28 protein-coding genes are annotated in these 26,960 nt (G+C 71.2%); 13 read left to right on the top strand and 15 right to left on the bottom strand.

What is annotated here, in order from left to right; all coding sequences use genetic code 11:
- Nucleotides 1–35: 35 nt before the first annotated feature.
- From J3486_RS26950 to J3486_RS26935, 4 genes are read left to right on the top strand one after another with little or no spacing between them, the layout of a single operon-like run.
- On the top strand, nt 36–554 hold the full coding sequence (locus tag J3486_RS26950; RefSeq protein WP_207824678.1) for a phosphatase PAP2 family protein: 519 nt from the start codon (nt 36–38) through the stop codon (nt 552–554).
- Nucleotides 551–1,504, top strand: a complete 954-nt coding sequence (locus J3486_RS26945) for a decaprenyl-phosphate phosphoribosyltransferase (RefSeq protein WP_207824675.1) — start codon at nt 551–553, stop codon at nt 1,502–1,504. The genes J3486_RS26950 and J3486_RS26945 overlap by 4 nt, the downstream gene beginning before the upstream one ends.
- Nucleotides 1,498–1,992: a GtrA family protein gene (locus J3486_RS26940; protein ID WP_229378674.1), complete on the top strand. Its 495-nt coding sequence runs from the start codon at nt 1,498–1,500 to the stop codon at nt 1,990–1,992. The genes J3486_RS26945 and J3486_RS26940 overlap by 7 nt, the downstream gene beginning before the upstream one ends.
- Nucleotides 1,980–2,903 (top strand): YihY/virulence factor BrkB family protein, encoded by a 924-nt coding sequence (locus J3486_RS26935; protein WP_207824671.1) that lies wholly within the window; start codon nt 1,980–1,982, stop codon nt 2,901–2,903. Before J3486_RS26940 ends, J3486_RS26935 begins: the two co-directional genes overlap by 13 nt.
- On the opposite strand, the gene J3486_RS26930 is transcribed toward J3486_RS26935, so the two are convergent.
- Nucleotides 2,824–4,044: a D-alanyl-D-alanine carboxypeptidase family protein gene (locus J3486_RS26930; protein ID WP_374194775.1), complete on the bottom strand. Its 1,221-nt coding sequence runs from the start codon at nt 4,042–4,044 to the stop codon at nt 2,824–2,826. The two genes, J3486_RS26935 and J3486_RS26930, sit on opposite strands and share 80 nt — an antisense overlap.
- A gap of 145 nt (nt 4,045–4,189) precedes the next feature.
- Here J3486_RS26930 and J3486_RS44385 point away from each other — a divergent pair, with 145 nt between their 5' ends.
- From J3486_RS44385 to J3486_RS26920, 3 genes are all read left to right on the top strand, one after another.
- The gene (locus J3486_RS44385; RefSeq protein ID WP_229378618.1) at nt 4,190–4,432 is read left to right on the top strand and encodes an SCO4848 family membrane protein; all 243 of its coding nucleotides are present in this window, start codon (nt 4,190–4,192) and stop codon (nt 4,430–4,432) included.
- Between the two features lie 12 nt (nt 4,433–4,444).
- A complete protein-coding gene (locus J3486_RS26925) occupies nt 4,445–5,674 on the top strand; it encodes a metallophosphoesterase (protein ID WP_207824667.1) in 1,230 nt (409 codons plus the stop codon).
- A 140-nt stretch (nt 5,675–5,814) separates the two neighbouring features.
- On the top strand, nt 5,815–6,213 hold the full coding sequence (locus J3486_RS26920; protein WP_207824665.1) for an ATP-binding protein: 399 nt from the start codon (nt 5,815–5,817) through the stop codon (nt 6,211–6,213).
- Here the strand turns inward: J3486_RS26920 and J3486_RS26915 are convergent.
- Both J3486_RS26915 and J3486_RS26910 read right to left on the bottom strand, forming a co-directional pair.
- A complete protein-coding gene (locus tag J3486_RS26915; protein WP_229378616.1) occupies nt 6,177–7,703 on the bottom strand; it encodes a HAMP domain-containing sensor histidine kinase in 1,527 nt (508 codons plus the stop codon). The genes J3486_RS26920 and J3486_RS26915 overlap by 37 nt on opposite strands.
- Before the next feature lie 20 nt (nt 7,704–7,723).
- Complete coding sequence (locus tag J3486_RS26910; RefSeq protein WP_207824662.1) at nt 7,724–8,443, bottom strand: response regulator transcription factor; 720 nt, start codon at nt 8,441–8,443, stop codon at nt 7,724–7,726.
- A gap of 163 nt (nt 8,444–8,606) precedes the next feature.
- Here J3486_RS26910 and J3486_RS26905 point away from each other — a divergent pair, with 163 nt between their 5' ends.
- Nucleotides 8,607–11,003 carry an MMPL family transporter gene (locus J3486_RS26905; protein WP_207824740.1) on the top strand — a complete coding sequence of 799 codons (2,397 nt, stop codon included), beginning with the start codon at nt 8,607–8,609 and terminating at the stop codon, nt 11,001–11,003.
- Between the two features lie 275 nt (nt 11,004–11,278).
- Here J3486_RS26905 and J3486_RS26900 read toward each other — a convergent pair whose 3' ends face one another.
- The 6 genes from J3486_RS26900 to J3486_RS26875 form a co-directional block, all read right to left on the bottom strand.
- Nucleotides 11,279–12,454 (bottom strand): D-alanyl-D-alanine carboxypeptidase family protein, encoded by a 1,176-nt coding sequence (locus tag J3486_RS26900; protein WP_207824660.1) that lies wholly within the window; start codon nt 12,452–12,454, stop codon nt 11,279–11,281.
- A gap of 54 nt (nt 12,455–12,508) precedes the next feature.
- Entirely contained in the window at nt 12,509–13,213 is a 705-nt protein-coding gene (locus tag J3486_RS26895; protein WP_374194774.1) for a TetR/AcrR family transcriptional regulator, read from the bottom strand.
- Complete coding sequence (locus J3486_RS26890) at nt 13,209–13,673, bottom strand: DCC1-like thiol-disulfide oxidoreductase family protein (RefSeq protein ID WP_307804951.1); 465 nt, start codon at nt 13,671–13,673, stop codon at nt 13,209–13,211. The genes J3486_RS26895 and J3486_RS26890 overlap by 5 nt, the downstream gene beginning before the upstream one ends.
- Nucleotides 13,674–13,759: 86 nt before the next feature.
- Entirely contained in the window at nt 13,760–14,167 is a 408-nt protein-coding gene (locus J3486_RS26885) for a hypothetical protein (protein ID WP_207824656.1), read from the bottom strand.
- 123 nt (nt 14,168–14,290) lie between these two features.
- Nucleotides 14,291–14,692 carry a VOC family protein gene (locus tag J3486_RS26880; RefSeq protein ID WP_207824654.1) on the bottom strand — a complete coding sequence of 134 codons (402 nt, stop codon included), beginning with the start codon at nt 14,690–14,692 and terminating at the stop codon, nt 14,291–14,293.
- Nucleotides 14,693–14,738: 46 nt separating this feature from the next.
- Nucleotides 14,739–15,668 carry an SMP-30/gluconolactonase/LRE family protein gene (locus J3486_RS26875; protein ID WP_207824651.1) on the bottom strand — a complete coding sequence of 310 codons (930 nt, stop codon included), beginning with the start codon at nt 15,666–15,668 and terminating at the stop codon, nt 14,739–14,741.
- A gap of 70 nt (nt 15,669–15,738) precedes the next feature.
- Here J3486_RS26875 and J3486_RS26870 point away from each other — a divergent pair, with 70 nt between their 5' ends.
- The 3 genes from J3486_RS26870 to J3486_RS26860 are packed head-to-tail and all read left to right on the top strand — an operon-like array spanning nt 15,739 to nt 19,124.
- The gene (locus J3486_RS26870) at nt 15,739–16,200 is read left to right on the top strand and encodes an Lrp/AsnC family transcriptional regulator (RefSeq protein WP_207824649.1); all 462 of its coding nucleotides are present in this window, start codon (nt 15,739–15,741) and stop codon (nt 16,198–16,200) included.
- Between the two features lie 30 nt (nt 16,201–16,230).
- A complete protein-coding gene (locus J3486_RS26865) occupies nt 16,231–16,626 on the top strand; it encodes a hypothetical protein (protein ID WP_207824647.1) in 396 nt (131 codons plus the stop codon).
- A complete protein-coding gene (locus tag J3486_RS26860) occupies nt 16,626–19,124 on the top strand; it encodes a DUF4132 domain-containing protein (protein WP_229378615.1) in 2,499 nt (832 codons plus the stop codon). The genes J3486_RS26865 and J3486_RS26860 overlap by 1 nt, the downstream gene beginning before the upstream one ends.
- A gap of 1 nt (nt 19,125) precedes the next feature.
- Here the strand turns inward: J3486_RS26860 and J3486_RS26855 are convergent, their stop codons facing one another.
- From J3486_RS26855 to J3486_RS26830, 6 genes are all read right to left on the bottom strand, one after another.
- The gene (locus J3486_RS26855; protein WP_207824645.1) at nt 19,126–19,746 is read right to left on the bottom strand and encodes a Uma2 family endonuclease; all 621 of its coding nucleotides are present in this window, start codon (nt 19,744–19,746) and stop codon (nt 19,126–19,128) included.
- A gap of 145 nt (nt 19,747–19,891) precedes the next feature.
- Nucleotides 19,892–20,656: a succinate dehydrogenase iron-sulfur subunit gene (locus J3486_RS26850; RefSeq protein WP_207824644.1), complete on the bottom strand. Its 765-nt coding sequence runs from the start codon at nt 20,654–20,656 to the stop codon at nt 19,892–19,894.
- On the bottom strand, nt 20,656–22,410 hold the full coding sequence (gene sdhA / locus J3486_RS26845; protein WP_207824642.1) for a succinate dehydrogenase flavoprotein subunit: 1,755 nt from the start codon (nt 22,408–22,410) through the stop codon (nt 20,656–20,658). Before sdhA ends, J3486_RS26850 begins: the two co-directional genes overlap by 1 nt.
- Nucleotides 22,411–22,429: 19 nt before the next feature.
- Nucleotides 22,430–22,918: a succinate dehydrogenase hydrophobic membrane anchor subunit gene (locus J3486_RS26840; RefSeq protein WP_207824640.1), complete on the bottom strand. Its 489-nt coding sequence runs from the start codon at nt 22,916–22,918 to the stop codon at nt 22,430–22,432.
- Between the two features lie 8 nt (nt 22,919–22,926).
- Nucleotides 22,927–23,307: a succinate dehydrogenase, cytochrome b556 subunit gene (gene sdhC, locus J3486_RS26835; protein WP_111663982.1), complete on the bottom strand. Its 381-nt coding sequence runs from the start codon at nt 23,305–23,307 to the stop codon at nt 22,927–22,929.
- A 150-nt stretch (nt 23,308–23,457) separates the two neighbouring features.
- Nucleotides 23,458–24,192, bottom strand: a complete 735-nt coding sequence (locus J3486_RS26830; RefSeq protein WP_374194772.1) for a 2-oxo-4-hydroxy-4-carboxy-5-ureidoimidazoline decarboxylase — start codon at nt 24,190–24,192, stop codon at nt 23,458–23,460.
- A 135-nt stretch (nt 24,193–24,327) separates the two neighbouring features.
- On the opposite strand from J3486_RS26830, the gene J3486_RS26825 reads away from it, so the two are divergent.
- Together J3486_RS26825 and J3486_RS26820 are read left to right on the top strand one after the other, a co-directional pair.
- Nucleotides 24,328–25,947: a glycoside hydrolase family 20 protein gene (locus J3486_RS26825; protein WP_207824638.1), complete on the top strand. Its 1,620-nt coding sequence runs from the start codon at nt 24,328–24,330 to the stop codon at nt 25,945–25,947.
- 108 nt (nt 25,948–26,055) lie between these two features.
- Nucleotides 26,056–26,904, top strand: a complete 849-nt coding sequence (locus tag J3486_RS26820; protein WP_207824636.1) for a DUF4328 domain-containing protein — start codon at nt 26,056–26,058, stop codon at nt 26,902–26,904.
- The last annotated feature ends 56 nt before the right edge of the window (nt 26,905–26,960 follow it).

Genomic DNA, 26,960 nt, shown 5'->3' with positions numbered 1-26,960 from the left:
GGGCTGTACGGCAGTCGGCCCCCACAGTGGGCCACATGGACGACATGGACCGGCGATTGCTCACGGCGCTGCGCGAGTGCGGCACCGACCGGCGCGTGGCGGCGGCCGCGCGCGCCCTGTCCTGGGCCGGTGAGCACGGGGCGCTCTGGCTGGCGGCCGGGCTCGTGGGGGCCGCCGCCGACCGGGAGCGGCGCCCGGCCTGGCTGCGCGCCACGGCGCTGACCGCGGGCGCGCACCTGGCCAGCATGGGCGTGAAGCGGGTGGTGCGCAGGCCCAGGCCCGAACAGGGGGCCGGGATCGAGCCGTTGGTGCGCACCGCGGGCCGGCACTCCTTCCCCAGCTCGCACGCCACGTCGGCGGCGGCCGCGGTCGTCGCGTACGGGGCGGTGCGGCCGGTCGGCGCGCGTCTGCTGCCGCCCGTCGCCGCCGCGATGTGCGTCTCACGCATGGTCGTCGGGGTGCACTACCCGTCCGACGTGGCCGCGGGCGCCGCCCTGGGTGCGCTGACCGCGCGGCTCGGGGTGCGCTGGGCGGCCGGGGGTGCGACGCGATGACGAAGACGTCGGGCACGGCCCTGCTGGAACGGCCCGCCGAGGCCGCCGCGCAGCGGCGGCTCACGGCCCTCGGGCTCTGCGTCGGCCTGCTGCGGACCGCGCGCCCCCGCCAGTGGGTGAAGAACGTGCTCGTCGTGGCCGCCCCGGCCGCCGCGGGCGAGCTCTTCTCGCGGCAGGCGCTGGCCCAAGTGGCGCTCGTCTTCTGCCTGTTCACGACCGCGGCGGCCGCGGTCTACCTGATCAACGACGCGCGGGACGCCGAGGCCGACCGCGCCCACCCGGTGAAGCGGAACCGGCCGGTCGCCGCCGGACAGGTGCCCGTCCCGGTCGCCTACGGGGCCGGGGCGGTCCTCGCCGCCCTCGCGCCCACCGTCGCCGCGGCCCTGTGCAACCCGATGACGGCGGCGCTGCTGACCGCGTACGTCGTCATGCAGCTCGCCTACTGCGTCTCCCTCAAGCACGTCCTGGTCGTCGATCTGACCATCGTCACCACCGGATTCCTGATGCGGGCGATGATCGGCGGGCTCGCGCTCGGCATCCCGCTGTCGCGCTGGTTCCTGATCACCACCGGGTTCGGCGCGCTGTTCATGGTCTCCGCCAAGCGCTACTCCGAGGCCGTGCAGATGGCCGGCAAGGACGGCGCCACCCGGGCCCTGCTCAACCAGTACACGACCGGATACCTGCGCTTCGTGTGGCAGCTGGCCGCCGGTGTCGCCGTGCTCGCCTACTGCCTGTGGGCGATGGAGGAGGGCGGCGTCGCCCGCACCAGCCTGCTGCCGTGGCGGCAGCTGTCCATGGTGGCGTTCATCCTCGCCGTGCTGCGCTACGCCGTCTTCGCCGACCGGGGTACCGCGGGCGAGCCGGAGGACGTCGTGCTGCGCGACCGGGCGCTCGCCGTCATCGGTCTGGTGTGGCTCGCCATGTACGGGCTCGCGGTCGCGGACTGGTGAGCCGGTTGAGGAAGCTGGGGCCCGAGGTCGCCGCCTTCGCGGCCGTCGGGATCTGCGCGTACGCCGCCGACCTCGGCCTGTTCGTGTGGCTGCGCGGGCCCGTGGGGCTCGACCCGCTCACCGCCAAGTCCCTGTCGTTCGTGGCGGGTTGCTCCGTGGCGTACGCGGGAAACGCCCTCGGTACGTACCGGAAGGAGGCGGCACAGGTCTCACGGCTTCGCCAGTACGGGGTGTTCTTCGCGGTGAACGTGGCCGGGGCGCTGGTGCAGCTGCTGTGCATCGCCGTGTCCCACTACGGGCTCGGGCTCACCTCGCGGCGCGCGGACACCGTGTCCGGGGCGGGGGTCGGCATGGCCCTTGCCACGGTGCTGCGGTTCTGGGGTACTCGCACCCTGGTGTTCCGCGCGAGCGCCTCCGGCGTGAAGACGATCCGTACGAAGACGGTTGAGATCGCCGATCAGGGCAGGCTTGGATCATGGACTGGCTGAAGAAGCTTCCCGTCGTCGGGCCGTGGGTGAGCCGGCTGATGCTCACCCACGTCTGGCGGGCGTACGAGCGGCTCGACGCGGTGCGCTGGGCGCGGCTCGCCGCCGCGATGACGTTCATCAGTTTCCTCGCGCTGTTCCCGCTGCTCACGGTGGCCGCGGCGATCGCGGCCGGCACCCTGTCCACGGCCCAGCAGCAGAACCTGGAGAACAAGATCAGCGACCAGGTGCCGGGCATCTCCGACCAGCTCGACATCGGCGCGCTCGTCGACAACGCGGGCACCGTCGGGGTCGTCGCCGGTGCGCTGCTGCTGTTCACCGGCATCGGCTGGGTCGGCTCGACACGAGAGTGCCTGCGGGCCGTGTGGGAGCTGCCCGACCCCGAGGAGAACCCGGTCCTGCGCAAGCTCAAGGACGCCGGGGTGCTGATCGGCCTCGGGGGAGCGGGGCTCGCCTCGCTGGCCGCGTCCACCGTCGCGTCGACCGCGGTGGGCGCCACCGCGGACCGGCTCGGCATCGACCAGCAGGGCTGGGGCGGGGCCCTGCTCCAGGCCGCGGCGTTCGCGGTCGCGGTCCTCGCGGACTTCCTGCTCCTGCTCTACGTCCTGACACTGCTGCCCGGTGTCGCGCCGGAGCGCCGCGACCTGGTGATCGCGGCGCTCATCGGGGCCGCGGGCTTCGAACTGCTGAAGCTGCTGCTCGGCGGCTACATGAAGGGCGTCGCCGCGAAGAGCATGTACGGCGCGTTCGGCACGCCCGTCGCACTGCTGCTGTGGATCAACTTCACGGCGAAACTGGTGCTGTTCTGCGCGGCCTGGACCGCCACCGGCGGCCTCAACTCCGCTTCTGAGCGGGCCACTTCTTCCGCACCACGAACACCGCACCAGCCAGCAGCACCAGCACCCCGCCCGTGATCGCCAGCGCGATCCCGACCCCGCTGGAGCCGCCGGACGTGCTGACCGCCGCGTGCGCGGCCGGCTTGTCCGGGCCCGCCTCACCCTTCGGGGACGCCGAGGCGGACGGGGCGGACGAGGCGGACGGGTCCGCGACCGTCCGCGGCTTGACCAGATGCCCGACCGGCGTGACCTTCCCGTCGGCGGCGAAGCCCCAGTCGAGCAGCCGCGCCGTCTCCTTGTAGACGGCGTGCGACTCCGTGGAGCTGGGGTTCATGACGGTGACGAGCAGCATCTTGTCGTTCCGCTGCGCGACACCCGTGAAGGTCGCCCCCGCGTTCGTGGTGTTGCCGTTCTTCACACCCGCGATGCCCTTGTACGGGGACAGGTCGCCCTCGCCCGTGAAGAGCCGGTTGGTGTTCTGGATCTCGAAGGTCTCGGTCGTCCTCCCGTGCTTCTGCTTCTTGGGCAGCTTCGCGGTGACCGTCGAGCAGTACTCGCGGAAGTCCTCCTTCTGCAGCCCGGAGCGGGCGAAGAGGGTCAGGTCGTACGCGGACGAGTGCTGGCCCTTCTCGTCGTACCCGTCGGGGGTGACCACGTGCGTGTCCATGGCCTGGAGGTCCTCCGCGTGGGCCTGCATGTCCTTGACGGTCTGCGGCACCCCGCCGTTCATCGCGGACAGCACGTGCACCGCGTCGTTGCCCGAGCGAAGGAACACCCCGAGCCACAGGTCGTGGACGGTGTACGTGTAGTCCTCCTTGATGCCCGCGACGCTGGAGCCCACGCCCATCCCCTGGAGGTCGGAGACCTCCACCTTGTGCTTCTGCGCCTTCAGGAACTTGGGCAGCAGGGTGTCCGCGAAGAGCATCTTCAGGGTGCTCGCGGGCGGCAGCTCCCAGTGCGCGTTGTGCGCGGCCAGCACGTCGCCGCTCCGGGCGTCGCTGACGATCCAGGACTTCGCCGTCAGGTCCTTGGGCAGCACCGGGGCACCCGTCCCGAGGTTCACCTGCGTGCCCGGCTTCCCCAGCTGATCGCCGCCGATCGTCGACATGGACGCGGGCGGCTTGTCCTCACCGGTGGCCGCGGCCGCGGGGGCGATCCCCGTCAGCGACAGCGCACAGGCCGCGAACAGCAGCGCGGCGTTCCGCGCCGGCTTCTTCATACAGGATGTCGGATACGTCTCTCGGGTGGCAGGCACGGACGAGAACGTACAGGTACCGGGCCCGTAAGTCTCCGCCGAGGTGTTCTGTGTCTGCGACTCCCCACCCCGGCGGCGGTGCGCGGAGCGGGCTGGCGATACTGAACGCATGAAGCTCAGTCGCCCCGTCTCCTGGTTCCTGCTCGCCTTCGGGGTGTGGTCCTGGTTCATCTGGATCACTTTCGTCAAGAACCTGGTCAAGGACGGGAGCGGCCTCGCCTTCGACGACGCCGGGGATCCGACCGCGTACTTCTGGGTGCATCTGACCCTCGCCGTCGTCTCCTTTGTCTTGGGGACGGTCATCGGGGGCATCGGGTTCCGCGGTGTGCGGGCCCTGCGCAAGAGCGCGTAGCGGCAGCGGGCCGTGATCGTCCTCTTCGTCCTGATCGCCGTCGCGGTCCTCGCGGTCCTCGCCGGGTTCCACCGGTACGCGTGGCGCCGTCTCGTGCGGGACACGACGGCCGGGCCCGGGTGGCCGCGCCGCCTCGGCACCGCGGTGTTCGTCGCCGGCCCGGTGCTGATGATCGGGGCGCTCGTCGCCGAGCGGGCCGGTGCGCCCTTCCTGCTCCAGCGGATGCTGGGTTGGCCGGGGTTCCTGTGGATGGCGTTCGCCCTCTATCTGCTGCTCGCGCTGCTGGTGGGGGAGGTCGTCCGGCCGCTGCTGCGGCGCCTGCTCGACCGGCGGGCGGCGTCGCAGCCCGCGCCGCTCCCGGAGCCCGGGAACCCCGAGAACCCCGAGAGCGCAGCAGCCCCCACACCCCCGGCCGCCCCCACCCGCCGCCTCGTCCTGGCCCGCACCGTGGGCGCCGCCGCGACCGTCGCCGCCGCGGGGATCGTGGCGGGCGGCACCTACGGTGTGCTGCGCGGCCCCGCGGTCAAGCGGGTCACCGTCCCGCTGGCCAAACTGCCGCGCTCCGCGCACGGGTTCAGGATCACCGTGGTCAGCGACGTGCACCTCGGCCCGGTGCTCGGGCGGGGCTTCGCCGAGCGCGTCGTGGACCTCGTGAACTCCACACAGCCCGATCTGATCGCGGTCGTCGGCGACCTCGTGGACGGCAGCGTCGAGGACCTCGCCCCGGCCGTCGCACCGCTGGCCCGGCTGCGGGCCCGGCACGGCACGTACTTCGTCACCGGCAACCACGAGTACTTCTCCGGCGCCGACCCCTGGGTCGAGCACGTCCGCGAGATCGGGCTGCGGCCGCTGGAGAACGCCCGGGTGGAGATGGGCGCCTTCGATCTCGCGGGGGTCAACGACATCACCGGCGCGAGCTACGGCGAGGGGCCGGATTACGCCAAGGCGCTCGGCGACCGCGACACCTCCCGGGCCGCCGTGCTCCTGGCCCACCAGCCCGTGATGATCCACGAGGCCGTACGGCACGGCGTCGACCTCCAGCTCTCCGGGCACACCCACGGCGGCCAGCTGTGGCCCGGCAACTTCGTGGCGGACGCGGCCAATCCGACCCTCGCCGGCCTGGAGCGCCACGGCGACACCCAGCTCTACGTCAGCCGCGGCGCGGGCGCCTGGGGTCCGCCGGTGCGCGTCGGCGCGCCCTCCGACATCACGGTCGTCGAGCTGGCGTCCCGCCGGGCCTGACCGAAACCCGACTGACGATCGGTGACCGCTGTGACACGGAGGGTGTTCATGGCGCAGGATCACGTGTCGAATCTGTGTTCCTTGTGTGTGTGAACAGGGGTAGGTGGATCGACGTGATGAAGGAAGGGAGGTGGTTACGTGTGTTGCGACGCAGTGCGTTCAGGCTGCCCCGGCATCCGGCCTCGGTGGGGCTCGCCCGTCACCGGGTCCGCGATCACCTGGCGGTCTGGGGGCACACGGGACCGGCCGATGCGCTCGACATCGCCATCCTGCTCGTGTCGGAGCTGGCGACCAACGCGGTCCGGCACGGACCCGTACGGGAGCGCGAGTTCGAGGTCGCGGTGACGGTCCTCGCGGACGGCTCGTGCTTCATCGAGGTGTCCGACGCGTCATCGGCCGACCCGGAGGTCAGACCTCCACGCACGGTCGACGACGAGAACGGCCGCGGGCTGCACCTGGTCGACGCGCTCGCGGAGGCATGGGGCGTGTGGCACCGGGGCCGCTACGGCAAGACGGTCTGGGCGCTCGTGCGCGCCTGACCAGGAACGGCAGTCTGCTCGAAGGAGTCGGGCCCTGTCCCCGCCCTCTCCGGTCCGTCACCCGACGACGCACCGGTCGACGCGGGTAGCGTGACCGTCACCGCGAGACCCGCCCCCTCCTTCGTGATCACCGTGACCTCGCCCCCGTGGGCGGCCACCACCCCCTGCACGATGGCAAGGCCGAGGCCGCTGCCCGCCCCGCCGCCCGCCCGGAAGAACCGGTCGAGGACGCGCGCCGCGTCCTGCTCCGCGAGCCCGGGTCCCTGATCGGCGACCGTGAGGCGCACCTCCCCGGCCTCCCGCACCACCGACACCGCGACCGGCGCCGCCACCGGCGTGTGCACCCGTACGTTGGTCAGGAGATTGCCCAGGACCTGGCGCAGCCCCGACTCGTCGGCGCGGACCAGGACCGCGCCGTCCGCGGTGACCGTCACCTCCCGCTCGGGCTGCTGCACCCGCAGATCGTCCGCCGCGTCCCGCGCGAGCCTGCTCAGGTCCACGTTCCGCAGCCGCAGTTCGGGCCGCTGGTCGAGGCGGGCCAGGGTGAGCAGCTCGTCGACGAGGCGCTGCATCCGGTCGGCCTCGGCGTTCACCCGGCGCCAGGCGCGGGCCCGCTCCTCGGGGGCGCGCAGCATCCCCTTGTCGTAGAGCTGGAGGTAGCCGCGGATCGCGGACAGCGGGGTGCGCAGCTCGTGCGAGGCGTCCGCGACGAAGCGGCGCAGCTGGGCCGCGCTGCGCTCGCGCGTCTCGAAGGCCGACTCGACCTGGTGGAGCATCGAGTTGAGGGCGAGGCGCAACTGCTCGGTCTCCTGCACCGGGTTGCCGTTGGTCGGCACCCGCCGGGTCAGATCGCCCTCGGCGATGGCGGACGCCGTCTCCACCATGTCCTCCAGGGGACGAAGGCGCCGGTGCGCCTCGATCATGGTGAGCACGGCGAGGAGCAGCAGCAGGACCGCACCGAAGGTGAGATCGAGCCGGAGCACCTTGCCGATCCCGGCGTGCAGATCGGCGGTGGAGGTCGCCATCAGGACGGTCGTGCGGTCGGCGAGCGAGGCCCCGGTCATCCGGTACGGGTCGCCGTCCAGGGTCACGTCCCGCACGGTGTCGTCGCGGGCGACGGCGGCCGGGTCGTCGACGGCGGCGGCCAGGGCGCGCTGCCGGGGCGTCGGCTTCAGGTCGCCGATGGCGACCGGGGTGCCGTGCGCGTCGACGGCGACGAACAGCGAGTCGGTGCGCACCAGCGAGCCGGCCGGGCCGGGGCCGCGGTCCGCCATCTTGTCCAGGACGAGCCCCAGCTCGCTGAGCGCCTGCACCTGTTTGAGGGTGATCCCGGTCCGCTGCACCGAGGAGCGGGACATCCTCAGCTCCTCGTCGACGCTGTCGAGGAGATAGTGCTTCATGGCCATGAGGCTGATCGCGGTCGCGGCGACGATGCCGAGGGCGAGCAGCACCACATTGGCGATCGTGAGCTTGGCACGCAGCGAGTGCATGCCCCGGCGACGTCGGTGCATCACAGAGCGGCCAGCCCGTAGCCGACCCCGCGCCGGGTCGTGATCAGCGGCGGACCGAGCGTGTCGAGCTTGCGCCGCAGATAGCTGACGTAGGTCTCGACGACGGTCGACTCGGCGGTCGCCGCGTGCTCGAACTGCCAGACGTGGCGCAGCAGTTGCTCCTTGGGCACGATCCGGCCGCCGTTGCGCACGAGGAACCGGAGCAGCGCGTACTCGGTCGGGGTGAGCTGCACCGCGCGGCCCGCCCGGTGGGCCGTGTACGTCGTCTCGTCCAGCTCCAGGTCGCCGTAGCGCAGCGGCGGCCGCTGCGGCAGCACGTCCGCGGGCCGGGTGCGGCGCAGCACGGCGGTGATCCGGGCGATCACCTCGTCGATGTTGAACGGCTTGGTGATGTAGTCGTCGCCGAAGCCGAGCGCGCCGACGACCTCGGCGGGCGCGTCCCGCGCCGTGACGAAGACCAGCGCCAAGTCGGGTTGACGGGCGCGCAGTTCACGGCCGAGGGCCCGGCCGTCGCCGTCCGGCAGCATGATGTCGAGCAGCGCCGCGTCGGGCCGGGTCCGCTCGGCGAGCGCGAGCGCCTGGCGCACGGTGCCGGCCGCCATCACCTGGAAGCGGTGGTAGCGCAGGGCGATGGCGAGGACGTCGGCGATGCTCGGCTCGTCCTCGACGAGCAGCACCGTGGCGGTGTCCCCGGCCGGTTCCGTGCCGTTGACCGTCATGAGCCCAGTATCCGCGCGCGGCCCGCCCCGACCACCCCTGCCCGTCTTGGAGTTCCTTGAGAGTCATGGCCGCGCCGGGGAGCCGGGGCGGCCCGGCGTCCGATGCTGAGGGCCATGCCCGGGGGACGGCCGACCATCGACAAGGAGCGAGCACGTGACAGCATTGGCGCGCTGGTGCTACCGGCACCGCCTGGTGGTCCTTGTGCTGTGGCTGGGGGCACTGTTCGGCCTCGGCGCCACGGGCAGCACGGCGGGCACCGACTACTCGAATGTCTTCTCCCTTCCCGACACCGACTCCAAGACCGCCTACGACCTCATGCTCAAGGCGTTCCCGAACGCCGCGGGCGACACCGACACCGTGGTGTGGAAGGCGAAGGACGGCTCGGTCACCGATCAGGCCGTACGGTCCCGGATCGAGCCCGCGCTCAAGGACATCGCCGCGATGAAGGGCGTCGGCGAGGTCACCAGCCCGTACGCCGCCGGAGGTGGACGGAGCGGCCGGATCAGCCGGGACGGCACCATCGCCTTCGCCCAGGTCACCTTCACCGAGCAGTCGAACTCGGTGCCCAAGGGCCTGGTCCAGGACGTGGTGGACCGCGCCCGGGCCGCCGAACGGTCAGGACTTCAGGTCGAGTTGGGCGGCCAGGCCATCACCCGCGTCCAGGAGCCGCCGCAGGGCCTCTCCGAGATCGTCGGCATCACCGCGGCCGCCGTCGTGCTCTTCCTCGCCTTCGGTGCGCTGTTCGCGATGGTCCTGCCGATCGCCATCGCCGTGATGGGGGTGGGCTGCGGACTGATGGCGACGGCGCTGCTCAGCCATGTCACGGACGTGCCCGAAGTCGCCCCGCTGCTCGGCTCGTTGATCGGGCTCGGGGTCGGCATCGACTACGCCCTGTTCATCGTGACCCGGCACCGGCGCGGCATCCAGCGCGGCCTGGACATCGAGGAGTCGGCGGTCAAGGCGCTCAACACCTCCGGGCGCGCCGTGCTGTTCGCGGGCGGCACCGTCTGCATCGCGCTCGCCGGCATGCTCGTGATGAACATGCGCTTCCTCGACGGCGTCGTCATCGCCACGTCCCTGACGGTCGTCCTCTCGGTCCTGGCGGCGATCACCCTGCTGCCCGCCCTGCTCGGCCTCATCGGCCCGCGCGTGCTCAGCCGCCGCCAGCGCCGCCGTCTCGCCGCGGACGGGCCCGAGTCGGCCGAGCCGAGCGGTCTGGCGGCGCGCTGGTCGGCGTACGTCCAAAAGCGCCCGCGCGCGGTCGGCGCCGCGGCGCTCGTCATCATGCTGATGCTCGCCGTCCCGGTGCTCTCGCTCCGCCTGGGCGCCACCGACCAGGGCAACAACAAGACGTCGACGACGACCCGGCAGGCGTACGACCTGCTGGCCGAGGGCTTCGGCCCCGGCTTCAACGGCCCGCTCCAGGTGGTGGTCCCCGGCGGCGCGGACGCCGCGGGCCTCGTGGCACGGATCCGTACGACGCCGGACGTCGCACAGGTGGCGGCGGCGCCGCCCGCGCACGGCGTCACCGTCGTCCAGGTCGTCCCGAAGACGTCGCCGCAGTCCGCACGGACCGACGACCTCATCGACCGGCTGCGCGACGACGTGATCCCGGCCGCCGGGGTCGAGGCGCACGTGGGCGGGGTGACCGCGGTCTTCAAGGACTTCGCGTCGGTGACGGGGGACCGGCTCCCGTACTTCATCGCGGCCATCATCGGCCTCGGCTTCGTCCTGCTGCTCCTCGCGTTCCGCTCGCTGGTGGTGCCGCTGACGGCGGCGGTGATGAACCTGATCGCGGCCGCGGCCTCGTTCGGCGTGCTCGTCGCGATCTTCCAGTGGGGCTGGGGGTCGGAGGCGCTCGGCCTCGGCAAGGAGGGCCCGATCACGGCGTTCCTCCCGGTCATCATGCTGTCGCTGCTCTTCGGCCTCTCCATGGACTACCAGGTGTTCCTGGTGAGCCGGATGCACGAGGAGTGGGTGCACACCAAGGACAACGCGCGGGCCGTGCGCGTCGGCCTCGCCGAGACCAGCCGCGTCATCAACTGCGCGGCGCTGATCATGGTGTGCGTGTTCTCCGCGTTCGTGCTCAGCGGTGACGTGGAGGGCGCCATGGCGGGCATCGGCCTCGCGGCGGCGGTCGCCCTGGACGCGTTCGTCCTGCGTACGGCGCTGGTCCCGGCGGCGATGCATCTGCTGGGCCGGGCCAACTGGTGGCTGCCTCGCTGGATGGACCGCAGGGTCCCGCACCTGGCCGTGGAGCCCCGAGAGAGCGCGTCCGCGCCTGCCGGGTTCACGGTGGTCCACGGAATCCTGCGCAGCCCGCAGGGTGAGCCGTTGTCCGGGGCGACGGTGACGCTGATCTCCCGCGGGGGGCGCCAGCTGGACCGGGTGGAGTCGTTGGCGGACGGCTCGTACATCGTGGCGGTGCCGGAACCGGGGGCGTACGTCCTGGCGGTGACGTGCCGTCAACTCCCGCCGGTGGCACGGCACATCACGGTGGGGGAGAACCCGTTGCCGTACGACGTGGAGGTGCCGGACGACGTGGACGTCGCGCCGTAGGACGGCCGGTTTGCTATTTGGGTGCGGGCCGGTGGGGGCTGATCGCGCAGTTCCCCGCGCCCCTGAAGCATGCGCTGCGCGCAGCTTCCCCGATGAGATGGCGCACCGCAGGTGCGCATCTCAGGGGCGCGGGGAACTGCGCGAAGCAGGACCACCGGCCCGCGGCTCGCGACGAGACCGTCACATGGCAGACGCATCCGAGGGGCGCGGGGAACTGCGCGATCAGCCCCCACCGGCCCGCGCCCGGCAACGCAACCGAACCGGGCAGACGGCGATCAGGCCCGCCGCCGCCCGGAGGGCCTGGACCGGCGGCGCAGCTTCAGCAACCCGCCGCCGGCGATCGCGGCCAACGCCACCGACCCCCCGAGCTCCCAGCCCAGCCCCCCACCGGCCCCGGACCCCGGCCCGGACCCGGCCGGAGAGGCCTTCGCGCCGGCCGCAGGCGACGCGGACCGCTTCGGCTGCTCGCTCAGCGGCACGACCAGCTCGCCGACCGCGCCGGCCTTGTCGCCCGCCTTGAAGCCCCAGTCGAGCAGCGCCGCCGTCTCCTGGTACACCGCCTCGTAACCGGACTTGGGGTGCATGACGGTGACGAGGAGGGTGCGGCCGTCGCGGGTCGCGGCGCCCGTGAAGGTGTTGCCCGCGTGCGAGGTGTAGCCGTTCTTCACGCCGATCAGGCCCTCGTACGGCGTGACGCCCTGGCCGGTCAGCAGACGGTCGGTGTTCTGGATCTGGAACGTCTTCTTGCCGCCCGCCGGGAAGTCGGCCGTCCTGGTGGCGCAGTAGCCGCGGAAGTCGGCGCTCTTCAGGCCCGCGCGCGCGAAGAGGGTCAGGTCGTACGCGGACGAGACCTGGCCCTTGTGGTCGAAGCCGTCGGGGCTGACGACATGCGTGTCGTCGGCCTGGAGGTCCTTGGCGCGGGCCTGCATCTGCGCGACCGTCGCGGGGACACCGCCGTTCATGTGGGACAGGACGTGCACCGCGTCGTTGCCGGAACGCAGGAAGACGCCCTGCCACAGCTGGTGCACGGAGTACGTGGTGCCCGCCTGGATGCCGACGAGGCTGGATCCGAAGGGGATGTCGGCCAGATCCTCGGCGGTGACCTTGTGCCTGTCGTTCTTGTCGAACTTGGGCAGGACCGTGTCCGCGAAGAGCATCTTCAGCGTGGAGGCGGGCGCCAGCTGCTTGTGCGCGTTGTAGGAGGCCAGCACCTCGCCGCTGTCGTTGTCGGCGATGATCCAGGACCGCGCGTTCAGCTTCGGCAGCTTCGGCGCCCCCGCCGCGAGCCGCACCTGTGTCCCCGGTGCGGCGAGGCGCGCACCCCCCACGGCGGTCGCCGCCGCGGCGCGCTGCGCGGGCAGGGCGAGCGCGGCGGTCGCGCCGGCGCCGAGGCCGAGTGCGGCGCGGCGGCTGAACGGTGTGGGCTGCGAGGGCGGGATTGTGCCGGGCATCTGGAGAAGGTACAGGTCAAAGCTGAGGCAAAGGTAAGAGGGGTGCGCCCCGGCCTACTTCGCCGGGCGCGTCATGCCCGGCAGGAAGTCGATGAACAGCTCGTGCACCTCCAGGACCAGCGGCCGCAGCACCCGGAACCGGGCGAGCGCCACGCCCCGCGTCGTGAGCCGTGCCCCGCGCGCCGCGAGCCGTCGGCTGCGCTCGCGCCCCTCGGACGAGTCGAAGACCCAGTACAGGACGAGCCCCATCTGTGAGAGCCACATCAGCTCCGGCAGGATCTCGGCGAGTTCGGCCGGGACCTTCGCCTTCGACCCGGCCAGCACCTCCCGGTGCAGCCCGATCGCGACCTCCCGCGCCCCCTCCGACTCCGGCGAGAAGGGGCTGAGCGGCGAGTCCGGGTCGGCCGCGTTCTTGAAGAACTGGGCCGCGAACTCGTGGTACGGCTCCGCGATCTCCAGCCACGCCCCGAGCACCCCCGCGAGCCGCGTCTCCAGATCGGTCTCCGTGTCCAGGACGGACCGGACCGCCGCCTGGTGCTCGGCGGTGATCCGGTCGTAGAACCCCTGGATGAGGTGTTCCTTGCCCGCGAAGTAGTAGTACGCGTTCCCGACCGAGACCCCGGCCTCCTGGGCGATGGCCCGCATCGTGGTCTTGTCGTAACCCCGCTCCCGGAACAGCCGCATCGCGGTCTCCAGGATCAGCGCCCGGGTCTGCTCACTCTTCACGGTCTTCTCTGCTGCCACGCCGACGAGCCTAATCGGCGGTCCGGCAGCCGCTGTCACAGGCGGCGGGCCCGGCCGCGGCGTCCTGGCGCGTGTAGTGCCAGCCGTCCTTGCGGTCGTACACCCAGCCGTCCTCGCGCCGGTACGCGTTTCCCCCGGCCCGCCGGTCCCAGCGGGCCTCCCGGTACTTGGCCGCGCCGAGCACCACCTGCTTGGCGACCTTCAGGCCGGCGGGCGTGGTCATCCGGTGCGCGGTCGGCCGGTACTGGCGCAGCGCCCACATGCACACCACCCAGGCGGCCGGGCCCCGGTAGAGCTGCCCGCCGTCCCCGATCACCGTGATGTCGCTGAGCGTCGCCGCGTGGTCGAGGCCGGGATAGCGGCCCCGGGCCGCGGCGCTGCCCGCCGGCACGAACTCCAGCGGCACCAGCTGCCGCTGCCGGGCCAGCCAGTCCCGTACGAACGTGCACAGGCCGCACTCCGCGTCGTACAGCACGGTCAGCCGGCGGACCGGGACGTCCCCCCGGGCGCCCCGGTCCGCACCCCCCTCTTTCTCCGGTCCCCCCGGACCCCCCACCGCACTCACGCCCCGGCGACCGGAGCGGCCCATCCCTGCGGCGGGACCGGCGGCTGCTGCTCGTTCTCCAGAACGCCGCGCCGCCGGATCTTGTTGAGGACGTAGACGTTCCCCAGGTGCATCACGCCGAGCACGAGGAGCACGACGCCCAGCTTGGTCGAGAGGGCCTCGAAGACCTCGCGGGTGCTGGCGATGGTCTCGTCGCCGCTCAGATACAGGGCCACGAACCCGAGGTTCACCAGATAGAAGCCGACCACCAGCAGGTGGTTGACGGCATCGGCGAGCTTCTCGTTCCCGTGCAGCACGTCGGCCAGGAAGATCCTGCCGTTACGGCTCAGGGTGCGTGCCACCCAGATGGTCAGCCCGATGCTGACGACGAGGTAGACGACGTACGCGACGACTGTGAGGTCCATGCCCCACCCTCCTTGAACGCGTTCAAAAACGCTGACAGGCATGAATGTAGACCTGTTTTTGAACACGTTCAAGCGAGAGTTGTCGTACGTGACGGGGGTCTCAGCCGGGGTGCCGGGAGGGGGTCAACTCCGGGCCAGCTCCGGCCGCTTGAGGTAGTCGGTGAATCCCACGACATTTCCCCATGGATCGGCGATCTCGACGACGTACCCGGTCGAGGTGGAGAAGGGGGGATCGAGGGGCTCGATCCCGGCGGCGGCCATGCCGTCCGCGACGGCGCGCGCGTCCGCGACCTCCAGCCACAGCCGGGCGGCGGGCCACGGCGGCGGGCGGTGCCCGTACCCGTCCTCGGCCCGCAGCAGCAGTCCCGGCGTCTCCTTGCCGACGCCGAGCAGGGCGATGCCGGCCTCGTCGAGACGGAACTTCACGGGGAAGCCGGCGCTTTCGTAGAAGGCGACGGCCTCGGCCAGGTCGCCCACGGGCAGCAGGGCGTTGTCGAAGCCGAGGACGTTCAGCTCGTGTGACATAACGTCAGATTAGCCATGTGGCACGCAAATCATGGCAATGCGCTCGTCATCGGATCCGTGGCGCCCCGGTCACCGCGGTCATCAGGCAGTACAGCGAGGTCGACGCGGCCAGGAACATCAGGTTGTTCTTGGGGCCGCCCCAGGCGATGTTGGCGACCGGCTCGGGCGTGAGCATCCGGCCGAGCAGGGTGCCGTCGGGGTCGTAGCAGTGCACGCCGCCGTCCATGGCCGCGGCCCACAGCCGTCCGCCGTCGTCGAACCGGATGTTGTCGAACCGGCCGAGCCCGTCCTTCATCCCGGCGAACACCTTGCCGTCGGAGAGCGTCCCGTCGTCGCGCACGTCGAAGACGCGGAGCACGCCGCCGCGGGTGTCGGACACGTACAGCTGCCGCTCGTCCGGCGAGAACACCAGCCCGTTCGGCGCCCCGAACCCGTCGGCCACGAGCCGCACCTCGCCGCTCACCGGGTCGATCCGGTAGACGTTGTTCGCCCCGATCTCGGACTCGGCGCGAAAGCCCTCGTAGTCGCTGGTGATCCCGAAGTCGGGGTCGGAGAACCACACCGAGCCGTCCGAGCGCACGACGGCGTCGTTCGGGCTGTTGAACCGCTTGCCCTCCCAGCGGTCGGCGAGCACGGTGACCCGCCCGTCGTGCTCGGTCCGCGTCACGCGCCGGTTGCCCTGCTCGCAGCTGATCAGCCGGCCCTGCCCGTCGAGGGTGTTGCCGTTGACGTGCCCGGCGGGGGAGCGGAAGACGCTGACGGCGCCGGTGGCCTCGTCCCACCGCAGCAGCCGGTCGTTGGGTATGTCGCTCCAGATCAGCTGGCGCCAGGCGGGCAGGTAGATCGGCCCCTCGACCCACCGGCCGCCGCTGTGCAGCACCTCGAAGAAGTGATCGCCGTTCATGCAGCGACCGGTGCGGAAACGCTCGTCCAGGATGTCGTACGTGACGGGGACGCGATCTGTGGACACGGTCATCCTCCAAAGGTGCGGAACCGAATGTGATTCAGCTGTGCTCGACTATGACAGAACCGGGTACGGTTACGCCATGGAGATCAGGGAGATCGTCGACGACATCGACCGGAAGCTCATCGCGGCCCTGCAGCGCGACGCGACGACGGCCTACGCGGCACTCGGCAAGGAGGTCGGGCTCTCGGCGGGCGCCGCCCACGAGCGCGTCCGCAAGCTGCGCGAGCGGGGCGTCATCCGGCGCACGACGATCGACGTCGACCCGGCGGCGCTCGGCCAGGGCGTGCTCGCGTACGTGATGGTGGACTCGTCGGCCTGGATGGGCGATTCGGCGGACGCCTTCGCGGCGATCCCGGAGCTCGTGGAGGCCCATGTCATCGCGGGCAGCGCCTCGGTCCTGGTGAAGGTACGCGCGGCGACCACCGGGCAACTTCAGGACGTGCTGCGGCGGTTGTACGGCATCGAGGGGGTGAGTGGGACGCAGGCGACGGTGGTGCTGGAGACGTTCTTCGAGCGGGGGGTCGCGGCCGGGGCCGGCTGATTGTCAGTGGTGGCCCGTACGGTCGTCGGCATGGGGATGGTGACGTTCGTCGACGAGACGACATCAGGGGACAGGGGCGCGACCTTCGGGCTGGAGATCGCCGAAGAGCGGCTGACGGTGCGGGAACTGATCCGGCGCCGGGTCTTCCAGGAGGTCGCGGAGTTCAACGCGCGCTCGGCTCCGCAGGTCTTCCAGGGCCTCGTGCAGCCCGAGAACACGGAGCGGGTGCTGAACGGGTACGCGTTGCGCACGCCACGCCGGATAGACCCGCAGGCGCAGGCGCAGCGAGCCCTCGCGGCCTTCGCGGGGAACGGGTTCCTGGTGCTCGTCGGCGACCGCCAGCTGACCGATCCCGACGAGGAGATCGAGCTGGCGCTCGGCGTCGAGGTGACGTTCCTGAAGCTCGTGGCACTGGTGGGTGGCTGATGATCGAGTCACCCGCCGAGTACGCGCGTCTGGTCGAGGTGATCCTCGGCATGGTCGAGCGCGAGGAGACCGAGGCGCTGATCCCCGAGCTGCTGGCGCTCGGGGCGATGGCCGACGACGACTGGGGGCATCTGGGCCGCAAGGTCGTGGACGCGGTGCGGGAGGCGGACGGGGCGTACCGCGTGGCGCTGGTGCACGCGCTGGCCCTCCGATACGACGTACCGGACACGGAGGCGACCGTGCGACGCAGCATCGTGGCCCTGCTGAACAGCCTCGCGCACGGCACCACCTCACCGGCGAACGAGCTGCGGGAGTCGCGGCACGCCCTGATGCGCCTCGCCGCGGATCAGGACACCCACCACGACCACGTCCAGCTGATCCGGCTCGCCGAGCTGGAGGAGGCCGACGGGCGGGAGCTGCCCGGCGAGTTCGTGGCCGTCGTGCGCCGCACCCACCTGACGTACTGGAACGGCAAGAAGGAACTGGGAGCGCTGGTGGCACGGCTGACCGACCCCGTGGTGAACCCCGGCGAGGCCTGGTCCGACCTGGCCCTCGCGGACGTGGCCGAACGCGGCCCCGCCTGGCGGGAGTTGCTGGCTCACGCGGTCACGGCGAGCGCGGCTCGCCCCTCCGCCAAGTGGAACAAGGCCGCGCGGGCCCTCATCGCACCGCTCGACGAGGACGCGGTGCGCGAGCGGCTGACCGGCTGGCTGCGGCTCGTGGGCAGACCGCGCACCCGCCCGCTCCTGAACCGACGCTGGGGCGTCGACCCGAACCTGGCGTTCGACCCGTACAACGCGGACGCGCTGCGCGGTCTGACCTGGATCCTCGCCCTGCTGCCCGCCCACCCGGACACGGCCCGCACGCTCGGCGCCCTCGTCGAGACCTCGCTCAAGAAGGTCGCAGGACTCGGCCCGGTCAACCCGAAGACGGCCAACGCCGGGGTGAACGCGCTGGCCCGGATCGACAGTGACGCCGCGCTCGCCGAGCTGGCCCGGCTCACCACCCGCGTCACGTACAAGGGCACCGTCAAACTGCTCGGCGCCGCTCTCGACACCCGCGCCGAGGCCCTCGGGCTGACCCGCGATGAGGTCGAGGAACTGGCCGTGCCCGCCTACGGACTGACGGACGTGGGACGCGCGGAGATCCAACTGGGCGACACCACCGCCCTGCTGGAGATCCACGGCGCCAAGGCGGCGCTGCGCTGGCGCACCGCGGCCGGCAAGGAGGTCAAGTCCGTCCCGGCCGCCGCCAAGCGCGACCACGCCGACGAGCTCAAGGAACTCAAGGCCGCCGCCAAGGACATCGACAAGATGCTCAGCGCCCAGGTCGAGCGCCTGGACCGGCAGTTCCTCGCCCGGCGCAGCTGGCCGTACGCCGCCTGGCGCGAGCGCTACCTCGACCACCCGCTGGTCGGCACCCTCGCCCGCCGCCTGCTGTGGGTCGTCGACGGCACAACGGTCGGGTACGCGGACGGGGAACTGCGCACCCTGACCGACGACCCGGTCACGACCGGGACCGACGTCACCCTCTGGCACCCCGTCGGCCGCGAACCCGCCGAGGTCGTCGCCTGGCGCGACTGGCTGGAGCGGCACGCGGTCACCCAGCCGTTCAAGCAGGCCCACCGCGAGGTGTACCTGCTCACCGACGCCGAGCGGGCGACGGGCACGTACTCGAACCGGTTCGCCGCGCACATCGTGCGCCAGCACCAGCTGCACTCCCTCGCGGCGGTCCGGGGCTGGCGCAACAAGCTGCGGCTGTGCGTCGACGACGAGGCGCCGCCCGCGACCCGCGAACTGCCGCAGTGGGGCCTGCGCGCCGAGTACTGGATCGAGGGCGAGGGGGAGGAGTACGGCGTCGACACCACCGAGTCCGGCAGCTATCTGCGGCTGCGCACCGACCAGGTCCGCTTCTACCCGATCGACGCCCCGCAGAACTCGGCGCACTGCTGCGGCGGCGAGTACCGCATGTGGCTGCGCGACGGCGTGGACCCGGTCGAGCCGCTGCCGCTCACCGACATCCCACCGCTCGTCCTGTCCGAAGTCCTGCGCGACGTCGACCTGTTCGTGGGCGTGGCCAGTGTCGGCAACGACCCGACGTGGCAGGACGGCGGCCCCGGCGGGCGCTTCCAGGAGTACTGGACCTCGTACGGCTTCGGCGAGCTGAACCAGAGCGCCGAGACCCGCCGCGCTCTCCTGGAGCGCCTCGTGCCGCGTCTGGCGATCGCCGACCGCTGCACCATCGAGGGCCGCTTCCTGCACGTCAAGGGCGAGCTGCACACGTACAAGATCCACCTGGGCTCGGGGAACATCCTGATGACCCCGAACGACCAGTACCTGTGCATCGTCCCGAAGTCGGGCACCGGCGCGAGCCCGCAGACCGGCTATCTGCCCTTCGAGGGCGACCGCACCCTGGCCGTCGTCCTCAGCAAGGCGATGCTGCTTGCCGACGACACGAAGATCACCGATCCGACGATCGTGAGCCAGATAGGCCGGTGAGTCACTCGGGCTTGCTCCGGCGGGCCGCCGCCTTGAGCAGAGCCTCGACATCGACGGTCACGGGGGCGCCGATCGACTCGGGGAGGGTGACGGTCTCGCCGGGAGCGTGCACACGGTGCTTGGCGTACTCGTTGTCCGACGGGTCGGTGAGCACGTGCAGGCGGTTGTGCTTGCGGTCGACGATCACATAGACCGGCACCTTGGCCTCGGCGTAGGCGGCGACCTTGGTCTTCAGGTCGTCCTTCCAGTTGCTGGAAGTGACCTCGAGGACGAGACGGAAGCAGACCGGGTCGTAGGCGTTGTTCTCGACGAAATGGTCGTCGATGTCGGAGTCCACCACGACGAGGTCGGGGATAGCGTAGTCCTCGGCACCGGTGGGCAGCCAGAGCCCCACGTTCTGGAGGACCTCGGTCTCGTCGCCGTGCAGGCCGGGGGCGATGAACGGGATCATGAGCTCGGTCAGGGCTCGGGCGTGCGGGGCATCCGGTGAGGGGGTCACGAGGAGGTGTCCTCCGATGATCTCGACGCGGTAGCCCGGATGGCGCTCCATGATCTCGTCGGCGATCGCCGTGAGCGAGAACGGCTCCTCGGCGAAGGGCTGCTCGATGGATGCAGCGGACATCGCGTGCCTCCTTGGGGCTGGTGTCGAGAGCATCATCGTAGGCCGGTCAGGACCCGAACGTCTGGATCCGAGCCGTTCACCGATACGGGCGAGGGCCCCGCTCCCACCAGGGAGCGGGGCCCTCGGGGCCGTACGACGACGAAGATCAGTAGCGGCGCGTGATCAGCGCGCGCTTCACTTCCTGGATCGCCTTGGTGACCTCGATGCCACGCGGGCAGGCGTCCGTGCAGTTGAAGGTCGTGCGGCAGCGCCACACACCGTCACGGTCGTTGAGGATCTCCAGGCGCTGCTCCCCGGCCTCGTCACGCGAGTCGAAGATGAAGCGGTGGGCGTTCACGATCGCGGCGGGACCGAAGTACTGGCCGTCGTTCCAGAACACCGGGCAGGACGACGTGCACGCGGCGCACAGGATGCACTTGGTGGTGTCGTCGAAGCGCTCGCGGTCCTCGGCGGACTGCAGGCGCTCACGCGTCGGCTCGTTGCCCTTGGTGACGAGGAACGGCATGACGTCGCGGTACGCCTGGAAGAACGGCTCCATGTCGACCACGAGGTCCTTGAGCACGGTGAGGCCCTTGATGGGCTCGACCGTGATCGGCTTCTCGGGGTTGATGTCCTTGATGAGCGTCTTGCAGGCAAGGCGGTTCTTGCCGTTGATGCGCATCGCGTCGGAGCCGCAGATGCCGTGCGCGCAGGAGCGGCGGAACGTCAGCGAACCGTCCTGGTCCCACTTGATCTTGTGGAGGGCGTCGAGGACGCGCTCCTTCGGGTCGATGTCCAGCTGGAAGTCGACCCAGTTCGCCTCGTCCGAGATCTCCGGGTTGAACCGGCGGATCCGGAAGGTGACGGAGATGAGGTGCGAGCCGTTGTCCGCCTCGAGCGCCTCGAGCTTGTCCATGGTCGGAGTAGCCATCAGTACTTACGCTCCATCGGCTGGTAGCGGGTCTGGACGACCGGCTTGTAGTCGAGACGGATCGTCTCCGTGCCGTCGTCGCCGACCTCGCGGTACGCCATGGTGTGGCGCATGAAGTTGACGTCGTCGCGGTTGGGGTAGTCCTCGCGGTAGTGACCGCCGCGGGACTCCTTGCGCGCCAGGGCGGAGGTCGCCATGACCTCGGCCAGGTCGAGCAGGTTGCCCAGCTCGATGGCCTCCAGGAGGTCGGTGTTGAAGCGCCGGCCCTTGTCCTGGATCGACACGTTCTTGTAGCGCTCGCGCAGCTCGGCGATCTTCTCGACCGCCGTCTTGATCGTCTGCTCGGTGCGGAACACCATCACGTTGGCGTCCATGCACTCCTGCAGCTCGTTGCGCAGGACCGCGACGCGCTCCGTGCCCGTCGAGTTGCGCAGCCGCTCGACCAGCTCCTCGACCAGCGACGCCGGGTTCTCCGGAAGCTCGACGTAGTCGGCCGTGTGGGAGTACTCGGCGGCGGCGATGCCCGCACGACGCCCGAAGACGTTGATGTCGAGCAGCGAGTTGGTGCCGAGACGGTTGGCGCCGTGCACGGAGACACAGGCGACCTCACCGGCGGCGTACAGGCCGGGGACGACGGTGGTGTTGTCCGCCAGGACCTCACCCTCGACGTTCGTCGGGATGCCGCCCATGGCGTAGTGCGCGGTCGGCTGGATCGGGATCGGGTCCGTGTAGGGCTCGATGCCGAGGTACGTGCGCGCGAACTCGGTGATGTCCGGGAGCTTGGCGTCCAGCTGCTCCGGCGGGAGGTGCGTGAGGTCGAGGTAGACGTGGTCGCCCTCGGGACCGCAGCCGCGGCCCTCACGGATCTCCGTGTAGATGGAGCGGGACACGACGTCACGGGACGCGAGGTCCTTCATGACCGGCGCGTACTTCTCCATGAAGCGCTCGCCGTCCTTGTTACGGAGGATGCCGCCCTCACCACGGGCGCCTTCCGTAAGGAGGATGCCCATGCGCCAGATGCCGGTCGGGTGGAACTGGAAGAACTCCATGTCCTCCAGCGGGATCCCGCGCCGGTAGCAGGCGGCCTGGCCGTCGCCGGTCAGGGTGTGCGCGTTCGACGTCACCTTGAAGAACTTGCCGGTGCCGCCGGAGGCGTAGATGACCGCCTTGGCCTGGAAGACGTGGATCTCACCGGTGGCCAGCTCGTAGGCGACCACACCGGCGGACTTCTTGACGCCGTCTTCCTCGACGATCAGCTGGTCCAGGACGTAGAACTCGTTGAAGAACTCCACGCCCTCCTTCACGCAGTTCTGGTACAGCGTCTGAAGGATCATGTGGCCCGTGCGGTCCGCGGCGTAGCAGGACCGGCGGACCGGCGCCTCACCGTGGTTGCGCGAGTGACCACCGAAGCGGCGCTGGTCGATCGTGCCGTCCGGCGTCCGGTTGAACGGCAGGCCCATCTTCTCCAGGTCGAGGACCGAGTCGATGGCCTCCTTCGCGAGGATCTCGGCGGCGTCCTGGTCGACCAGGTAGTCGCCGCCCTTGATCGTGTCGAAGGTGTGCCACTCCCAGTTGTCCTCCTCCACGTTGGCCAGCGCGGCGGCCATGCCGCCCTGCGCGGCGCCCGTGTGGGAGCGGGTGGGGTAGAGCTTGGTCAGCACGGCGGTGCGGCTGCGCTTCGTCGACTCGATGGCCGCGCGCATGCCGGCGCCGCCTGCGCCGACGATGACGGTGTCGTACTTGTGAATCTTCACGGTTTCGCTCGCCTCGGCTTTAACGGATGTTGGGGTCGAAGGTGAAGATCACCAGCGTGCCCAGCAGGACGGTGAAGACCGTCGCGGCGTACAGCAGGCCCTTCAGCCACATACGGGTCTGGGGGCGCTCGGCGTAGTCGTTGATGACGGTACGCAGGCCGTTCGCGCCGTGCAGCATCGCGAGCCACAGCATCAGCAGGTCCCAGCCCTGCCAGAACGGGGACGCCCAGCGGCCGGCCACGAAGGCGAAGCCGATCTTGGAGACGCCGCCGTCGAGCACGAGCTGGATCAGCAGGTGGCCGAGGACCAGGACGACGAGGACCACACCGGACAGGCGCATGAAGAGCCACGCGGCCATCTCGAAGTTGCCGCGGGTCGAGCGCGGGGTCTTCGAGGTGCGCTTGCGGGGGGCCTCGATGTACGGCGCCGGGTTGTCGACGTCGTAGAGCGAGACGCCCTCGACGGGGCCGACGCCGGACGTCGAGGCGGAGGTGGTGTCAGCGGACATGTCTGGCCTCAGCTCCCGAAGAGTTCACGGACGGCGTGGCCGAGCACGGGGTACAGGGCACCGACCATCAGGACGACCCAGATGCCCACGACGGTCCAGAGCATCTGCTTCTGGTAGCGCGGGCCCTTCGACCAGAAGTCGACGGCGATGACACGCAGGCCGTTGAGCGCGTGGAACAGGATGGCGGCGACGAGGCCGTACTCAAGGAGCGCGACGATCGGCGTCTTGTAGGTGGAGACAACATCGTCGTACGCCTCGGGGGAGACGCGGACGAGAGCGGTGTCCAGGACGTGTACGAACAGGAAGAAGAAGATGAGGACACCGGTGACTCGATGAGCCACCCACGACCACATGCCTTCCCGGCCGCGGTACAGCGTTCCAGCCGGCACGGAAGAACCCTCCGGGAGCGGGGACTGAGGGCCGCGCCGGCTTCGGTGTCGGTCGGGCCCGGCCGGGTACGGTCCACCGGCCGCTCGTCATCGTATCGACGAGTTGTCGGCTCGCTCGCCCGGGGGCCGCCGGTGTGATCAAACAGGCAATCAAACAGGCACGTACGGGCTATTGATGGGGGTTTTCCGTAGAGGTGACCGCAGCCGCGGGTCGCGGACGAACCGGGACAGGCGTCCCCGGGCGAGTCGCCGCAGCTCGTCGGCGGCCAGCACCCGCTCCTCCTCCCGGTCGTTGCCGAGACGGTCGCGCAGGGCGCCGAGCAGGTGGTTCAGGGCCTCGCCGGGCGCCGTCTCGTCCAGGCAGACGACGAAGGCGTGCCCGAAACGTGCCTGGTAGGCCGTGTGCGCGGCGGCCAGCGCGGTGTGCGCGGCCTCGTAGACGGTGGCGTCCGGCGGCAGCGGGAGCTCTTCGTGGGCCAGGGCCTCGGCGACGTCCGCGGGCGCCAGGTCGTACGACGCCTCGTCCGCGGCCGCGAGCAGCGCGTCGAGGTCCGGGTACGGGCGGTGCGCGGCGAGCCGGCGCGCCCAGGCGGGACTGTGGCAGCAGCCGAGCAGGGCCTCTTCGGCCGTGTCCTGCGGCAGCGCGTTGAACCGGGTGAGTCCCCCGTGCGGTGTGGCCTGGGCCGGTATGGGCAGGTGGCCGGGAACGTGAGGGGGGCGGAGCGCGGACAGCGGGTGCCTCCGGCGGAGCTGGCGGATTGTGTGCGGGATGCGGTGGTGCGGGGTGTTTGTTTGTGGCGCAACGGTAGCGACGGCTGATTGCGGGTGTCCGACGGATGCGCGAATTTCACTCGGACGGGGAGTTTGAGGGCGCGGCGTGGACAAGTGTGAGGGGGTGTCGGTGCGAGATGCGCCGTCCCGCCGTAGCGACGATGGTGGTCGGGCGGGTGCGGGTCTCGGCTCGGCGGATCGCGCCCCGCGGCGGAGCCGCCGACGCGCGGGGCCCCGCGCCGCCGAGGGATGTGGGGTGTGTCTGTGGAGAAAGAGCGGAAGGTCATCCTGGCCTCGGCCCTGGTCGTCGCCGGCGGGGCCGTGGCGCTGACCGCCGTGCTGTGGCCCGACGGCGGCGGCGACCGCACGGGTGCCGGGCGTGCGCCGTCCGACGGGACGTCCGCCGCCTCGTCCACCCCGGCGCCGTCGCCCTCCCGCTCCTACCCCCTCTCCTCGCCCCCGCGCACGATCCCCGCCGTCCGCGCGTTCACCCCGGCGCGCGGCCCCGGCTGGAAACCGGACGGCGGCCGGGTCGTCGTGCAGGACGGCGCGCTGGACGACGAGGGGCGGCTGATCGCCGACGAGCTGGGGCTCTCCTACGACGGGGTGGGCGGCAGGGCCGGGCCCGGGGACGTGGAGCTGGCGCTCGACGGGGCTGCGGGCGCGGGCCCGGAGTCGTACCGGATGACCGTCGGGGACGGACGGGTGCGGATCACCGGCCCGCGGGACACCGGCGTGTTCTACGGGACGCGGACCCTCAAGCAGGAGGTGCACGGCGGCGGCACCGCGCCGGAGGGCGTCGTCGAGGACGAGCCGGCCAAGCCGCAGCGCGGGTTCAGCCTCGACATCGCCCGCAAGCACTTCACCGCGGGCTGGATCGAGGACCGGATCCGGGAGATCGGGGACCTCAAGTACAACCAGCTCGGGCTGCACTTCTCCGACGACCAGGCGTTCCGGATCGAGTCCGACTCCCACCCCGAGATCGTCTCGTCCGAGCACCTCAGCAAGGCGCAGGTGCGGGACATCCTGGCGCTGGCCGACGAGCGGCACGTCACCGTCGTGCCGGAGATCGACTCGCCGGGCCATCTGGGCGCCGTCATCCGGGCCCACCCCGACCTCCAGCTGCGCGACGTGGGCGGGGTGCCCACGCGCGGCGCCGTCGACATCTCGAAGCCGGCCGCCGCGGACATCGTCGACGACCTGCTCAAGGAGTACGCCCAGCTGTTCAAGGGCGCGTACTGGCACCTGGGCGCCGACGAGTACCAGGCGCTGATGAAGACGAATCCGGAGGCGTCCTACCCACAGCTGGCGCGCGCCGCCCGCGCGAGGTACGGGGCGAACGCGCGCGTCCAGGACCTCGCCACGGGCTGGCTGGGCGACCGGGCCGCCACCATGGCCCCGTACGGCCGGAAGCTGAAGGCCTGGAACGACGGGTTCTTCGCGGGCGGGGTCGTCGGCGCCGACCGGGACCTGGAGGTCGCCTACTGGACCGGCAAGGAGTACGGCGCCCGGCAGCCGGTCGCGTATCTCAGCGAGGGCCGCAAGCTGACGAACTACAACGACGAGTACCTCTATTACGTGCTCGGCCAGCCGAACACCTTCGTCTACCCGACCGGGCAGCGGATCTACGAGAGCTGGACACCCCGCGTGCTGCGCGGCACCCGGCCGGTCCCCGAGCAGTACGACGACCAGATCCTCGGCGGTTCGTTCGCCGTCTGGTGCGACATCGCGCGGGCCCAGACCCAGGCGCAGGTCGCCCACGGGATCCGGATGCCGCTGCGGGCGACGGTGCAGAAGCTGTGGGACCCGGGGCGGCCGGAGCTGACGTGGGCGCAGTTCGTGCAGCTGGCGGACCGGTTGAGCGGCTGACCTGCGTATACCGGTGGACAGCGCGGTCCGTGGAGCCGTATCTTCCGCAAGTCGCGCGACCGGGGGGTCGAGAGTTCGCGGCGTTTCCCTGGGGAGGGGTGCGCGGCTGTGCTGTGCAAGAGATGTGGGGCGCGGAACGCGCTGGTCGAGGGCGGGCTGTGCGCGCCGTGCGCCGACTCGGCGTTCGCGACGCTGACGGGCGGGCCCCAGCGCGGCAAGGACCGGGGCGGGGACGGGGCGCAGCCACTGCCGCCGCCGCTGCCGTCCGCCCCCTACGACCCGTACGCCCCGTGGGTGCGGCTGAAGTCCCCGAACGGGCTCGCCTGGATGGTCGTCGCGCTGCTCGCCGTGACCGTCGCGCTCGACCTCGCTGCCGTGGCGGTGGGGATCGCCGAGTACCGCATCCTGGGCGATCTCACGGACGGCGCCTTCTCCGGGTACGGGGACCTCGCACGCTGGGACGACCTGTACACGCTCGCGGGGCGCGGCCAGTTGGTGCTGCTGGTCCTCACCGCGATCGCCTTCATCGTGTGGTTCGTGCGGGTGCGTGACAACGCCCAGGTCATGAACCCGCTCGGGCAGAGCAAAGCGCGCGGCTGGGCGATCGGCGGCTTCTTCGTCCCGATCGTCTCCTTCTGGTTCCCGCGCGTCATCGCGCACGACACCTGGCGCACCAGCGCGGACGAACTGGAACTGGCCGGGAAGAACAGGTCCGGGCTGATCGACCTGTGGTGGTGGCTGTGGGTGGCCGACCAGCTCGTGGGGCGCTTCGCCGGCAGTCAGTACTCGAGCGCCGAGGACTTCGAGGACATGGGGTCCGCCACGGGGACGATGGTCTTCAGCGACGCCTTGGACCTCGCCGCCGCCGTCGCCGCGATCTGCTTCGTCCGGTCCCTGACCCGGCTGCAGAACCAGAAGGTGCTGGCCACGACGCCGATGGGGGGCGAAAGGGGTTAGTTTGCGTTTCCGGTGGCGAAGTCCCTTACGTCTGTGGTCTATTCGGCCACAGCCGC

It is taken from the genome of Streptomyces sp. VRA16 Mangrove soil (genome assembly GCF_017377775.1).
Classification (GTDB): Bacteria; Actinomycetota; Actinomycetes; order Streptomycetales; family Streptomycetaceae; genus Streptomyces.
The sequence above is the reverse complement of the archived record's forward strand: the minus strand, read 5'-3'. Positions and strand labels throughout refer to the sequence as shown.

What these genes read in the sequence shown, in the direction of transcription:
- J3486_RS26950 (WP_207824678.1), top strand. Translation starts at nt 36, where the DNA reads ATGGACGACATGGACCGGCGATTGCTCACGGCGCTGCGCGAGTGCGGC.
- J3486_RS26945 (WP_207824675.1), top strand. Translation starts at nt 551, where the DNA reads ATGACGAAGACGTCGGGCACGGCCCTGCTGGAACGGCCCGCCGAGGCC.
- J3486_RS26935 (WP_207824671.1), top strand. Translation starts at nt 1,980, where the DNA reads ATGGACTGGCTGAAGAAGCTTCCCGTCGTCGGGCCGTGGGTGAGCCGG.
- J3486_RS26930 (WP_374194775.1), bottom strand. Translation starts at nt 4,044, where the DNA reads ATGAAGAAGCCGGCGCGGAACGCCGCGCTGCTGTTCGCGGCCTGTGCG.
- J3486_RS44385 (WP_229378618.1), top strand. Translation starts at nt 4,190, where the DNA reads ATGAAGCTCAGTCGCCCCGTCTCCTGGTTCCTGCTCGCCTTCGGGGTG.
- J3486_RS26915 (WP_229378616.1), bottom strand. Translation starts at nt 7,703, where the DNA reads ATGCACTCGCTGCGTGCCAAGCTCACGATCGCCAATGTGGTGCTGCTC.
- J3486_RS26910 (WP_207824662.1), bottom strand. Translation starts at nt 8,443, where the DNA reads ATGACGGTCAACGGCACGGAACCGGCCGGGGACACCGCCACGGTGCTG.
- J3486_RS26900 (WP_207824660.1), bottom strand. Translation starts at nt 12,454, where the DNA reads ATGCCCGGCACAATCCCGCCCTCGCAGCCCACACCGTTCAGCCGCCGC.
- J3486_RS26885 (WP_207824656.1), bottom strand. Translation starts at nt 14,167, where the DNA reads ATGGACCTCACAGTCGTCGCGTACGTCGTCTACCTCGTCGTCAGCATC.
- J3486_RS26880 (WP_207824654.1), bottom strand. Translation starts at nt 14,692, where the DNA reads ATGTCACACGAGCTGAACGTCCTCGGCTTCGACAACGCCCTGCTGCCC.
- J3486_RS26875 (WP_207824651.1), bottom strand. Translation starts at nt 15,668, where the DNA reads ATGACCGTGTCCACAGATCGCGTCCCCGTCACGTACGACATCCTGGAC.
- J3486_RS26870 (WP_207824649.1), top strand. Translation starts at nt 15,739, where the DNA reads ATGGAGATCAGGGAGATCGTCGACGACATCGACCGGAAGCTCATCGCG.
- J3486_RS26865 (WP_207824647.1), top strand. Translation starts at nt 16,231, where the DNA reads ATGGGGATGGTGACGTTCGTCGACGAGACGACATCAGGGGACAGGGGC.
- J3486_RS26860 (WP_229378615.1), top strand. Translation starts at nt 16,626, where the DNA reads ATGATCGAGTCACCCGCCGAGTACGCGCGTCTGGTCGAGGTGATCCTC.
- J3486_RS26855 (WP_207824645.1), bottom strand. Translation starts at nt 19,746, where the DNA reads ATGTCCGCTGCATCCATCGAGCAGCCCTTCGCCGAGGAGCCGTTCTCG.
- J3486_RS26850 (WP_207824644.1), bottom strand. Translation starts at nt 20,656, where the DNA reads ATGGCTACTCCGACCATGGACAAGCTCGAGGCGCTCGAGGCGGACAAC.
- J3486_RS26840 (WP_207824640.1), bottom strand. Translation starts at nt 22,918, where the DNA reads ATGTCCGCTGACACCACCTCCGCCTCGACGTCCGGCGTCGGCCCCGTC.
- J3486_RS26825 (WP_207824638.1), top strand. Translation starts at nt 24,328, where the DNA reads ATGTGGGGTGTGTCTGTGGAGAAAGAGCGGAAGGTCATCCTGGCCTCG.